The organism is Bradyrhizobium sp. Ash2021 (genome assembly GCF_031202265.1).
Lineage (GTDB): Bacteria > Pseudomonadota > Alphaproteobacteria > Rhizobiales > Xanthobacteraceae > Bradyrhizobium.
In genome coordinates, this window is the sequence record NZ_CP100604.1 from 8,889,058 (window position 1) to 8,901,750 (window position 12,693).

Below are 12,693 nucleotides of genomic sequence, written 5' to 3' on the forward strand. Positions count from 1 at the left end.
GTTTCTGATATCACTATATCACCGGCCGTCATCTTTGACGGCATTCCAGTATCCCGACCCCCGCCCGAATTGGTGCGAAGTTATAGATTTCAAATAAGGGTGTGGGGTAATCTCGGCCTGTTGTGCAACCCGTAACCGCTGCACGAGCAGCGAGGCCAAGCCATGCCAAGCACAAGATACGATTTCCGAAAAACAGCAAGCGGATGGACTGTGTGGGACCCCGCAAAGGGCACACCCGCAGCCGTCAAGGGCGTTTGGCAGGTGGACTTTGAACTCGAACTTGCCGATGAACTGATCGACGCGTTGAACTGGCTGGACGATCATGAGCCTGTGAACACGTGAGGCTACGTGACCGGCCTTTCAGCGTCGTTCATCCCTTGTCACCAAGTACTGCGATTCGTCAGACCAAGGTGGCTAGAGATAAGGATCGTGCGAGTTTGCCCAATCAATAGTCCTCTCCACAAGCTTCGGAAAGTCGCTGAGCACTTTACTTGAAAATGCCTCGATAATTGAAAGCGCGTGGTCGTCAGCCGCGCGTCTTTCTAGAACTGAATGAGAGACCGCGTGCTGCCACACTTGTGGTCGGTAGCGCACCAAAGAACTTAAGAAGAAAAGTGCCGCAAAACTGTAAAGCAAACTCCGACAGATTGACTCCATTTAACCAAATCAAACTTGGCGGGCTGCTCGACCGGAATGTCGGCAGGCTTGGCGCCGCGCAATATCTTGTCGATGTAGTCGGCAGACCGTCGCCATAGCTCGGGAAAGTTCGGCCCATAAGATATCAGACCGCCTGCTGCGACGGACTCCCGGTTACCGTGCATGGTTGGCAATCGAGCGTTGAGCGCGAAGGCACTGATGCTGGCATGGCTAGTGACCACCAGCGCGTCGATCACGATGTAAATTGCGTCCGCGCGATCCCCGCCTGAGCGTCGCGCATTTCCAGTACCACGGCGACATTCGCAACATTTGCCAGGATTGCCAGCCGCCGAAGGCCGGGTATGGCCTCGCGCAAAATTTCGATCCGCTTTCCGGCAAGGTCTCTGGTCAGATTTGACAAGCCGGTGACGTTGCCTCCCGGTCGCGCCAAGGACTTGACGAGACCGTTGGCAACGGGGGCCCCGACCGCCACGAACACGATCGGAATGGACGATGTCGCCTGCATCAGCGCGAGAACCGACGGCGTTCCCGCTGTGACAATGGCATCGACCTTAAGCCGGACCAACTCGGCCGCGAGCTCCGCGAACCGATCATTGCGTGCTTCCGCCCAGCGATACTCGATGGCGACGGTGCTCCCGACAACCCAGCGAAGTTCGCTCAATCGCTGCACAAAGGCGTCGATCCAATCGTTCATGGAACAAGGGGCAGCTGAACCCGATCGTCGGCCGCCTCGCTGGTTGTTGCGCTCGTGTCGCAATCGGCCACGCAGCGGCCGCGCCGCCAACAAGCGTGATGAACTCGCGCCCTTGCATGTGACCCCACGTGACAATCGCTGGAGACTAACACCTTGCGGTCGGTCGGCGAGCGGAAAATGGTACTTGGCAGGCACAAGACGGTGGTCCCGCCGATGTCGCAAATGGGTCAAAAGCTGAAAAGCTCAATGCGAGCATATGTTTTCCGCTCTGCCCTCAACAACGGACATAGAGCGACCACGGCGGCATGTCCGAGTTGTGCCATCACCGTACTCCTGCATCGCAGCAATTGTGTCCTCCTCTTCGATCACCTTGCCGGGACGAGCAGTGCTGGAACGAGATCAGGCGTCGCCGACGGTTACTTTCCCCGCGTGCAGTCGAACACGCTCAGCACGGCAAGTGTCATGGCCTCAACACCGGTTTCAATGGTCGGAATCGGCACCGGCGCGAATAAGGGCGAGTTGGTTGCCCGGCAATTGCAGGCCGTCGCCCTCGCGGGCCGCGCGGCGACGGCCTCCGGCTCATAGACGCCGGAAGAACATCGAGGGCACGCCAGCCCGCATCTCGGCAGCCAATTTAGCCGCGGTCTTCTCTTAGACCGGACGTAACAGCGGACATCGCGCTTCGTAACCCGCTGCCCCCTATGTCGCCAGGGCAAAAAACCGGAAACCGGCTACCGCGAGGTTGTCGGGAGATACCTGAACCGGCTCGCTAACCGTCTCTGACTCTGCCAACAGAAGGCAGGTCGGACAGTTGAACAGATGCAGATTGGTTGCCGGGACAAATCTAATCAGCTCCGACCGACACCACTGCATCTCGATGCAGCAGGTTGGGCAGGTTGGCGCTTCACGGTCTTCCAGCGAGTGCTTCAGTCTGTCCATCACAACCCTCCCCAGGTCGAGTGATGAAAGCCCCAAGCCCAACAGGCAAAGCCTTAGTCGCAGGTTTGACGAGTTATCTGTTACCTTGTTCGCGACTTTTTCTAGGCGTCTTCTAGGCATCACTCGGACTGACCGTCGCCTGTTCCGGGAGGAGAACCCACGGTCTATGCAGCGAAAAGTGCGTAGTGCGGCGGTCATCAACTTCACATAGGCAACACGACTCTTCTTGTTGGCGAATGCTACGGCCGCCGCTCGACGCCGTGCTTGCGCACGCGGCGGATGACTAGCCTTTACGAACAATTAACTTCTGGTCAGGGTCAAAACCGGTCCTGACGAGCCTGAAACGGGACTTCCGAAATAGCCCAGACAGCAGACATTGCCGGCGTCAGTCGGCATGTCTCAAAGGTGCCATGAGCTTGAGCCAAATCCATGGAATGAGCGGTAAGCGGTCTATCAGATCGATCGCTTAAATGGCCATCCGAGACGAGGCAACCCTATTGACGTGGCGTTTCTAGAGCCCCTTAGTTTACAATGACCCGGCGATCGGAGCGGGCGAAAGCGTTTGGCCTCGTCGGCAAACGGTTGCAACTGCTTAGCGGACTCCATTGATGGAACGCCTCCTATACTTCTTGCCAGAAAAGCAACAAACTATGGCGACACGCTACGGCGTCTCTGCGCTCCTGATGGCGTGCAGCCTCGTCGTATTCGCAGCGATGGAGGCGCAAAGCGGCTTCATCGGTCTATATATTCTGCTTCCTGCGATCTTCCTCGCGGGTCTGATGTTCGATCGGGGCAGCGGTTTGTTCGCCACCCTGCTGGCGATAGCAGGCGTGGTGTGGGTATTGCGTTTGCAGTTGTCGTCAGCGCTTGCACTCCCGCTGTTCTTTTTTGCCCTCATAGGAGTCGCCTTTGCCGCGTTCGCCGAACTCCTTCGCAAAGAAATGGAAAAGGTGGTCGCCTCAGAAAGGTCAAAGACGCTCTTACTTCAAGAGGTCGCGCACCGCACCAAAAACAATCTAGCGATGCTCGGCGCAATGGTGCGCTTGCAATCTCGCACACTCGGCCAAGAGGCATCCGACGCGCTGGAAACAACGTCTCAGCGCATCCAAACGATGGCCGAAGTGTACGACCACCTTATGTTGCGCGACCAGACAAAAATCGTCGATCTAAAGGAGTACATCGGAGACATCGTGCGGAGGCTCATGGCGCTCAGCGGCGACAAGCCAGTCGCAGTAGGTTGCGAACTGGAAGAAGCATATGCGCACAGCGAGGTCGCCGTACCCATTGCTATTATCATCAACGAGTTGGTTACTAATAGCATCAAGTACGGCTTTCCCGATGAGCGACCGGGGCGAATCCTTATCAAGCTCCACACGACCGACGAACTGGTGATCTCGGTCTCAGACAATGGCGTCGGAATGCCGGGGCATGAACCGGCGAGAAAGGGCTTCGGTTCGAAGGTAGTAGCGCTATTGGTTCAACAGTTAAACGGGCAGCTAGGGTACGAGGATGCACAGCCGGGTTGCCGCGTGGTGCTTCGGATGCCGAAGCCGAAGCTATAGGGTTCCCAGCGAGTGCAGCAATAAGCACGGCGGATGCGGTCGGATCTCTGCTAAATATTTGTCCGTTCGTCCAGTACGTTGGATGACCGGTTTGGGTCAAAAGCGCCGGTTTGACACTCCGCCAGCCACTTCCGGTGTACCCCGATCAACGGACATCGTCAGGGCCGGTCGGCATGTCTCAAAAGTGCCAACAGGCCGACATGCACTTCGAACTCAAAGTGAAGCCGCCACTACCCTCACCGAGGGGGACAAAATATCCCGTGCAGCTCTCCGAACACAGCGCTTAACGACCTTCTCGTATAGATTGAGTAAATGAATTAACGCGGCATTTTGGAGCGCCATCCCCCCCTGCGATACCCCATCGCGCGTGCGCGATGGGTAAGCTCAGCGAGCGCGCTCGCCCTCAATCGTTGTCGGCGGTTTGGCCGTGATCAGCGCCGCGCGACCACCATGCGGCCCGTTAGCTGGTCCCAGAACGCGCATTGGTGCGCCGTCGCGAAGTTCGTCTCCGTGGTCGGCGTTGGCGGGACGAGCGACTGCATCACCTGATGCCCACGCTCGAACTGCGGCCAGTGCGGCGAGCCATTCCCATTGGGGTCGCCGTTCCTGGCGAACTCCGTCCAATAGCCGACCATCTTGTCCGACAGCAGCCGCTGATTGGCGTTGAGCGGCGTCTGCGGGAGATTCAGGCCAAGTCCCGACGGATTAGCGGTCGGGAAGATGTACTGGATCTCCGAGGCGTGCGATGCGCCGTACGGGAAGGTCACAGGAGGCAGGAAGTTCTGCGGCGCATTCCCGTCGTTGAACTCGTACGCGAAGGTCGGAACGAACCCCGAGGCAAGCTCGTCCGCGAACCGGGCCGTGCAGGCGAATATCGCGTCCGTTCCCAACGCGCCAACCGCCTGGTCGTAAGTCGGGAAGCTCCCGCCCGGATACTGCGCCTGGACGAGCGCCACCGCCGGGCTCGCGGGGGGGACGCCGATCGTGGCGGCGATCGCCGCCGGATAGGTGGCGGCGGTCACGGGGTGGCCGGTGAGGTCGAAGTCGAGCGCCACGAACAGGTTCCACTCGTCGTGATTGGAGCCGTTCATCAGTGGCACGCGATTGAACTGTCCGTTCGCGAGCGCGGAGCCGATCGACTGCGTCAGGACCTTGCCGTCGACGTTGGGCGCCGGGCTGAAGCTGGCGACGCTGAGGATCGTCGAAACCGAGAGCGCGCGCAGGCATGTGAGCACATCCGCCGGATTGGGCTGATTGCACTGGACTGCGTTCGCGAACTTCGTTCCGGCCGCTTCAGCCTGTGCCAGCGTCGGCTCCGTCAGCAAATAGGCGCCGCTCTCGACGATCGCGCGATCGAACAATCCGCGGGCCGTCGGCGACACAAGGTTGACGAACGTGCTCAGTCCGCCCGCCGATTCACCGAATACCGTCACCTTCTCCGGGTTGCCGCCAAAGGCCCTGATGTTCCGCCGCACCCATTTCAGGGCGACCTGCTGGTCCATGAACCCATAGTTGCCCGATATGCGATCGGGAGACTCGCCGGTCAGCGCCGGATGGGCGAGGAATCCGAGCGCCCCCAGCCGGTAGTTGATGGTCACAACGACCACGCCGCGTTGCACCAGCTTGGTTGCGTCGTACTCGTTGCTCTCGCCAACCGCAAGCGCGCCGCCGTGGATCCACACCATCACCGGGCGCCCCTCGGCGCCGCCAGAATTGTGCCCATCGTCGCGGTCAAAATCGTGATCGCCGCTCCGGTCAGGAGTATACACGTTGAGGAACAGGCAATCCTCGGTCTGCGTGGCGTTGCCGAAGGGCGTGGGTCCCTGCGGGCAATGGTTGCCGAACTGTGTCGCGTCCTGCGTGACGGCCGAAGGCGTCACGGGCTGCGGCGGCTTCCAGCGCAGATTCAAAGTCACCGGCTGGGCGTACCGGACGCCGAGGAATTCTCGCGCGGTGCCGGTCGTGTCGAGCTTGCCCTGGAACGTGCCGTCCGGTGCCGCCACCAGCGTGGAGGCCGCGAGCGACCGGTCAACCGGCGCTGCCAATGCGAAGGCGACGCCGAGCAGCAGCACTGGGCAGAACGAGCCCCGCAGCCACGGTCGCGGCCGCGCCGATTCTCGCAGTCGTTGAATAGAAGCGACTTTCACTCTGAACATGACGTTTCCCTCTGCTGAAAAATTGTTGCGCTACCAGATTTCGTGCGACGCGACTCGAACCGCCACGCCTGGTAGGATTTTCTTGAGAGCAAGGTTGTGACAGTTCGATATCGCAGCTTGAACGATACTGCGTAATTTGCCAGTATGTCCAGCGGCCCACCGGGTTCAAAATTCATGAGGCTGAAAAAAACCGCTCAGCCCCGGTGCACTCCGAGCTGGCGCTGCCTGGAGCCGAATAACTGTTTTCCACGCTGAGGAACAAGATCGGGTGTTGCGAGGTGAATACAGAGATGCGCGTCAGTCTTCCACACTCGCGACAGGCCGCTCTGGGTCGTTCGCTTCACGTCGACTGTGCGATGCCCACTTCCGGTGTTCGCTGATTAGCGGACATTCTCGGGGTCAATCGGCAGGTCTCGAAAGTGCCAATTTCGGAAGTAGGGCCGGGCATCGCGGACGCTACGCCGCGACGTTCGTCTTCGTGACGAATGTGATAACCCAGCGCGCCGGTAGGTTGGACGCAACCTGCCTCACCGAGTGGACTAGTCCCGTCACCAACGAGCCCTCGACCGTCAGCGTCGCCATTTCGTTCCGGTATTGGGCGAACCGGCAACGACGCGCCAGAGTTTGATCGGTTGTCTCGAACGTTTTCATGCGGCACCAATGGTCGCGGTACGCGATACAGGTTCCGCGACGGTCGCATCTAAGCAGTGAACCGTTAATCAAAGATTCCCGATCAAGAATATGGCGGAAACGTCCAGTCATCGGCCCTATGACTGTTCTATCCCGAAAAACTGACATTGATGGATCTGTGCCTCGATGTCCGAAAAGTGCCCCAAGCTCGGAAATCCGAGCCGGAACTCTGAGCTTGAACTGGGTTCAGCCGTGAGGTTCAATCTATCAAAATACATGGCGGCTGAGACCGCCGGTCTGTGCTCCGGAGGTCGCTATGGATTGCTGCGGTGATTGTAATTGTCATGGCCACGCCTTCACGCGCCGACAGTGGATGTGGAGCACGATCGTAACGTCCGTTGGCGCGATGCTCACTGGCAGCGCAGGGCTGCGCGGTTCTACCGCCGCCGCCCAGACTGCGGAAAACACTTCTGCCGCGCTGGATGTGCTGCGCAAATCCATCTCTGTAGATGTACATACGCATGGCGGAACAGCTGGAATCACGTCACAGGCACCGCCGAATGACAGCATCGTAAATGGCATGAAGGCAGGTTCGTTGGCGGTCGCATGCCTCGCCGTCGTGCCGGACGGTCCTCTCCTCGGCAGAAATGCGGCCGGCGTCCTCGGCGCGCTCCGCACGCCGGAGCCTGGTGAACTCTACAAGTACCATCTTGGCCGCCTCGACTGGGTGGATGAGGTCCTCGCTAACCATGGCCTACGTCGCGCCCTTTCAGCATCCGATCTCGCGGCCGCACATGCCGCGGGGCAACCGTCGATCGTAAGCGACGTGGAGGGACTCGACTTCCTCGAAGGGAAGCTTGAGCGGCTCGATGAGTCGCATAAGCGCGGCGTGCGGCATGTTCAGCTCGTGCACTACACGCCCAACGAAATAGGTGACTTTCAGACGGGGACCGTTACCCACCAGGGGCTTACCGCATTCGGTGCGGAAGTAATCCGCGCCTGCCACCGTCTTGGATTGGTCTGTGACGTCGCCCACGCAACCGAGGACACGGTGAAGCAGGCAGTAAAAGTCGCAACCAAACCCTTGCTCTTGTCCCATACTGCGATAGCCGATTCTCCTGCGATGGGTCCGACACCGCTCAAGGGACGGCAGATCAGCGGTGACCATGCCCGCTTGATCGCCGAGACGGGTGGCGCGGTCGGCATCTGGCACTTCTTCCCTAGCCTCGAAAAATACGTCGATGGTTTGAAGGAAATGGTTGACGTTGTTGGAGTCGAGCATGTTTGCATCGGCACTGACCAGCAGGTCAGCCCTGGCAGCCTCCAGGACTACTCGAAGTGGGTGCACCTCGTCGCAGCGATGCTACGGGGTGGCTTTACGCCCGAAGAAGCAGGTAAGATCGCGGGCGGAAATTATTTGCGCATCTTCAGTACTGCGGTCGGCTAAATCTCATGGAATTCGTGAAGTCGGCCAGCTGCCGCCAATTCATGTGCGACTTCCGTTAAGGGTCAAACTCGGAAGTCGCCGCCGGACCGGGTCACTTCAGCTTCACCCCAATGAACAAACCCGCTCTCGCGGGAGGGTGCGGCGGCGAGGTCGGGCGCATTGCGTCTGGCACAGTAATCATTTGATCGAACGCGGGTGACGGGCGGGCGCTCCGTCTTGAGGATCGAGGGGTCAAGCACTCCAACCTCTAGACAGGAGCCCCCAATGAGCGAGAAGCCCATCAGCCCGCTGCGCCAACGCATGCTCGAAGACATGAACATGCGCAGGTTGGTGCCCGATACGCAACGCGAGTACATCCGTGCCGTCAAGAGGCTCGCGACCTTTCTCGGCCGTTCCCCCGACACCGCGACCCCGGAAGAGCTGCGCGCGTTCCAGCTGCATCTGACCGAGAACGGTGCGCAACCACCGAGCATCAACGCGACCGTGACTGCACTGCGGTTCTTCTTCAAGGTGACGCTCGACCGGCCGGAGACGACGCGCCATCTCGTGTTCGTCTACGAACCGCGCAAGCTGCCACGCGTGCTCTCGCCCGAAGAGGTGTTGCGGCTGCTGGAGGCCGCACCCGGGCCCAAGCACAAAGCGGCGCTCAGCGTTGCCTACGGCGCTGGTCTGCGCGCCATGGAGGTCGTCGCACTGAAGATCTGCGACATTGATTCCAAGCGCATGATGCTCCGCGTGGACCAGGGTAAAGGCCGCAAGGATCGCCATGCCATGCTGTCACCGCAGTTGTTGGAGCTGCTGCGCGACTGGTGGCGCATCGCGCATCCCCAAGTGTGGATGTTCCCCGGCCGCGACCGCATCAACCCGATGACGACGCGCCAGCTCAATCGGGTCTGCCACATGGCCGCCGGGCGTGCTGGACTGCCCAATTGGGTGGCACCGCACACGCTGCGACACAGCTTCGCCACGCACCTGCTCGAGCAGAACATCGATATTCGTGTGATCCAGGTTTTGCTCGGGCATTCCAAGCTCGACACCACGGCGCGTTACACCCAAGTGGCCACCAACATCATCCGTGAGGTCATGAGCCCGCTGGACAGGCTCACGCCACTGGTGCCGAAGAAGGACGAGCCGCCAGCCTAACGGGCCCACATGGCCCGTCCAGCTCTGGAGGTCGCGGACGTCTTCCGCGACCACGGGGCCGCGTGGCGTCATGCCAACCGCGGTCACGTGAGCCTTCTCCAACTCAAGGTGATGAGCGCCATCGAGAACTGCCGCACGGCGGCGCTGGGCGGACACGTCGCGCGCTGCGAGGATTGCGCCCACACCACGATCACCTACAACAGCTGCCGCAACCGGCACTGCCCGAAGTGCCAGGGCGCGGCAGCGCGCCAGTGGATGGCGGCGCGCGAGGCCGAACTGCTCCCGATTCCCTACTTCCACGTCGTCTTCACGCTGCCGTCGGCGGTTGGCGACGTCGCCTACCAGAACAAGGCCGTGATCTACGATCTGCTGTTCAAGGCCTCGTCGGAGACGATGCTCAGGATCGCGGCCGACCCGAAGCACCTCGGAGCCCGCATCGGTATTGCACACCTGGGGCTCGGCAATGACCCATCATCCGCACCTGCACATGATCGTGCCGGGCGGCGGGCTCTCCATCGATGACAGCCGTTGGATCTCATGCAAGCCAAACTTCCTGCTGCCCGTGCGCGTTCTGTCGAAGCTGTTTCGGCGGTTGATGCTAGAGAAGCTTCTGGCAGCGCACCAGGCGGGCAGGCTGCGGTTCCTCGGCTCACACACGCATCTGGCCGATGCCAAGACGTTCGCGGCGTTCCTCGCTCCACTCAGCAAGAAGCGCTGGTTCGTCTACGCCAAGCGGCCGTTCGCCGGTCCGAGAGCCGTGCTCGCCTATCTGTCACGGTATACGCACCGCGTCGCCATCTCGAACCATCGCCTGATCGCAGCCGACCAACGCAGCGTCACGTTCAAGGTCAAGAATTACAGGATCGAAGGCCCCGGCCGGTACACGACGATGACGCTCGACGTCGGCGAGTTCATCCGCCGGTTCCTCATCCACGTGCTCCCCAAAGGCTTCCATCGCATCCGCCACTACGGCCTGTTGGCCAGCGCGAATCGCGCCGAGACGATCGCGCGAGCGCGCGAACTCCTGGGACTGGCAACGCCTGCAGCGGAAGCGGCGATCGAAATCGATGCAGCGGCGGCGCAGCCACTCGCCCAGCCTTGCCCCTGCTGCGGCGGCCGCATGTTCGTCATCGAGACCTTCGACGCCGGCTGCCAACCACGCTACCGGCCGACGGCAATGAGGATCGATACCTCATGAGCGAAACCGCAACATTCCGCACCCGAACCACCAAGGGCTTTCCGCGCTGGTCAATGACCAGATACGCCGCCGCTCGGCCGAACATCGGTCCGGCATCGCATTCCACACCGCGTGCATCCCCGAAACGTGTCGTCAACGCGGCTCAATCAAAGCCGATCAGCCAAACCAGCCGGCGCAATAACGTCATCCCCGAGCCCAGCCGACTTCCGCACACCCACATCCGCGCGATCAAATCTCCATAGGCCGCGGCAGCCGTCTCACCCAACCTCACGCGCGTTCCTTCATTGGAGGCTTTCGGACGACGGCCCCGGTGCAAGCCGCATCGTCCCGGATGGCCGTCATCCGAAACCCTTCACAACAGCGGACATTAGGCAGTGCACTCGGCAGGTCCGCTTAGTGCCAATAGGCGACATCGAGCACCCGGCAAGATGATCGGATCATCGAACAGACGGCCCTAGCCGCGATATGTCATTCTCTCGCCAAGCGAGCCGCAAGCTCCTTGATCCGCTCATAATTGAGGATCGCCTCCGACAGTTCGCCTTTTCGGATTATCATCGCCGCATCGCGCTCATCTGGCAGCAACGCCATCGCTCTCGCCACTGCGGAGCGGAGTGTCATCACGCCGTGACGGGCCAAAACAACAGGCTCTTCCGGGTCTAGGAGTAAGGCCATTTTACACGCCCACGCTCAGGCTGGCCGTAAAGCCAGCGCACGCGCCCCCGAATGCCCAACTCCTAAAGGCTTAAGCAAACGTGGTTAACGTGTGGTTAAGCGTCGAGCAGGAGGCCGTCCGCGCGGTGATCGAGGCTTATGCAGCAGGCACGATCGAACTGCCGAAGCCAGCTAAGGATACTTCCAAAAATCACCTGCGCTATGCCCCACATTTCCAACCCTCGCACGATCCGTGCAAGCGTCCTTACACCGCCGAAACCGTCCAAGAATTTCTCGGCTTCGGGCGAAACCGGTCTCCATCGCATCAAGGACACGCTCAACGCGCTCGCGCTTGGCTCACTTGCCCCGCTGCTTGATCGCCCACAACCGATAGGCTTCGTTCTCGTAGGGATCGTCTCCGGTCGGCGGCGGTACCAGCCTCGCGCCTTCCTTGCGGAAGTGTTCGAGACCACGCCCTAGCTTTTTCCCGGCGAGTGTGTGCTGATCGTTGGCCCGGTCGGGGATTGTCGGAACGAAATCCTCAAGCATCGACCGCAGCCCGATCGCCGCACCGACGTGACAACCCGCGCGGGACTTCGGCGCGCACGCCATCATGCGGATCGCGTTGCCGTTCATCCCCCACAGCAGAAATTCCGGTGTTACTTCGGCAATGCCTGATAAGTGCCGCCTATCTACATCGGCTAATGTTCTGGCTCTTCTGCAACGTTATATCCCCACATAAACAGCGCAGCTTCGATTTCTCTCGGACTCGCTTGGCATTCTTTCGCGACTTGCCAGATTAGTTGCGAGGCCCATCGCACCATCGAGGCATGACAGAGATCTCTGGTTTTGCCGAACAATGCCGGAAAATGAATGCGGTTGGTGTCGGGGGTCCGTTTGGCGTCTCGGTCCACGGCGAAAAGTAATTGATCGGCAATATCGTATCGATGAATCTCTCGTTCTTCCGTAAATCTGGCAACGAAGAAGCCGAGAGCACCACCAACTCGACCGTCGTAGATCACAAGCTTCTGTTCGGGGTCGGCGAGGCTCACGATCTTCGTCATCGTCGAGTTCATTATCAGATTTACACCGTCAAATGACTCGAGCGAGGCCCGTTCGTCTTTAATCAGATCGACTGCGTTCGAAATCTTGGCAGAAATCTCACCCGCGTTTCGTTCGATCCACTCAAAGGTCCGCTTCTGTCGATATTTATTATCTACACCCCCCCAATGCATTATCGCCCGCAAGATGGCGCAGACATCATTATTGGAATCCCGTTGAATTGCGGACTGTAGATCGGTAGCGAATCGATCTAACTCGGCCTTATTCTCAGAAAAGTTTTTTCCGCTCCAAGCATATTTCGATACCGCATCCGCCAGACCAACTGCCGACCATTTACCATCAACCGTTCGGGACCAAGCCCGCGATTTTCCTCTAGAAGGAACGGCATAAGAATGATGACGGTTTCCTCCCCACTCACGGACAAGGAACTGGCAAAATTCGCGTATTTGCTCGTGGTTTCGAACGGCGCGATGCTCCCACTGCCCATCCGGTGTTAATGTAGGTGCGTGCGGCCGCGAGGGCACGGCGCTATGCACCCGCCAAGACTGGGAGCT

Annotated in this window: 11 protein-coding genes and 1 pseudogene; 6 read left to right on the forward strand and 6 right to left on the reverse strand. The window is 59.9% G+C overall.

Annotated features, from left to right (window positions below; translation table 11 throughout):
• The first annotated feature begins 162 nt into the window (after positions 1-162).
• Positions 163-342: a hypothetical protein gene (locus NL528_RS42695; RefSeq protein WP_309180337.1), complete on the forward strand. Its 180-nt coding sequence runs from the start codon at positions 163-165 to the stop codon at positions 340-342.
• 72 nt (positions 343-414) lie between these two features.
• Here NL528_RS42695 and NL528_RS47405 read toward each other — a convergent pair whose 3' ends face one another.
• Genes NL528_RS47405 through NL528_RS42705 form a run of 3 tightly spaced genes read right to left on the reverse strand, consistent with a single transcriptional unit; the run spans position 415 to position 1,441 of the window.
• The gene (locus NL528_RS47405; protein ID WP_375143952.1) at positions 415-657 is read right to left on the reverse strand and encodes a YaaC family protein; all 243 of its coding nucleotides are present in this window, start codon (positions 655-657) and stop codon (positions 415-417) included.
• Positions 603-893, reverse strand: a complete 291-nt coding sequence (locus NL528_RS42700) for an ABC transporter substrate binding protein (RefSeq protein WP_309180338.1) — start codon at positions 891-893, stop codon at positions 603-605. The genes NL528_RS47405 and NL528_RS42700 overlap by 55 nt, the downstream gene beginning before the upstream one ends.
• Positions 890-1,441: an ABC transporter substrate-binding protein gene (locus NL528_RS42705; protein WP_309180339.1), complete on the reverse strand. Its 552-nt coding sequence runs from the start codon at positions 1,439-1,441 to the stop codon at positions 890-892. Before NL528_RS42705 ends, NL528_RS42700 begins: the two co-directional genes overlap by 4 nt.
• A 1,457-nt stretch (positions 1,442-2,898) precedes the next feature.
• On the opposite strand from NL528_RS42705, the gene NL528_RS42710 reads away from it, so the two are divergent.
• Complete coding sequence (locus tag NL528_RS42710; protein WP_309180340.1) at positions 2,899-3,852, forward strand: sensor histidine kinase; 954 nt, start codon at positions 2,899-2,901, stop codon at positions 3,850-3,852.
• 431 nt (positions 3,853-4,283) lie between these two features.
• On the opposite strand, the gene NL528_RS42715 is transcribed toward NL528_RS42710, so the two are convergent.
• Positions 4,284-5,924 (reverse strand): carboxylesterase family protein, encoded by a 1,641-nt coding sequence (locus NL528_RS42715; protein WP_309180341.1) that lies wholly within the window; start codon positions 5,922-5,924, stop codon positions 4,284-4,286.
• Positions 5,925-7,011: 1,087 nt separating this feature from the next.
• Here NL528_RS42715 and NL528_RS42720 point away from each other — a divergent pair.
• From NL528_RS42720 to NL528_RS42735, 4 genes and pseudogenes are all read left to right on the forward strand, one after another.
• Complete coding sequence (locus tag NL528_RS42720; protein ID WP_309180342.1) at positions 7,012-8,085, forward strand: membrane dipeptidase; 1,074 nt, start codon at positions 7,012-7,014, stop codon at positions 8,083-8,085.
• Between the two features lie 264 nt (positions 8,086-8,349).
• On the forward strand, positions 8,350-9,228 hold the full coding sequence (locus tag NL528_RS42725) for a site-specific integrase (protein ID WP_309180343.1): 879 nt from the start codon (positions 8,350-8,352) through the stop codon (positions 9,226-9,228).
• A 9-nt stretch (positions 9,229-9,237) separates the two neighbouring features.
• Positions 9,238-10,426 (forward strand): annotated as a pseudogene (locus NL528_RS42730) (IS91 family transposase).
• Positions 10,423-10,668, forward strand: a complete 246-nt coding sequence (locus tag NL528_RS42735) for a hypothetical protein (protein WP_309180344.1) — start codon at positions 10,423-10,425, stop codon at positions 10,666-10,668. The pseudogene NL528_RS42730 and the gene NL528_RS42735 overlap by 4 nt, the downstream one beginning before the upstream one ends.
• Before the next feature lie 766 nt (positions 10,669-11,434).
• Here NL528_RS42735 and NL528_RS42740 read toward each other — a convergent pair.
• On the reverse strand, positions 11,435-11,713 hold the full coding sequence (locus NL528_RS42740; RefSeq protein WP_309180345.1) for a hypothetical protein: 279 nt from the start codon (positions 11,711-11,713) through the stop codon (positions 11,435-11,437).
• A 65-nt stretch (positions 11,714-11,778) separates the two neighbouring features.
• Positions 11,779-12,663 carry a hypothetical protein gene (locus tag NL528_RS42745; protein WP_309180346.1) on the reverse strand — a complete coding sequence of 295 codons (885 nt, stop codon included), beginning with the start codon at positions 12,661-12,663 and terminating at the stop codon, positions 11,779-11,781.
• Between the last annotated feature and the right edge of the window lie 30 nt (positions 12,664-12,693).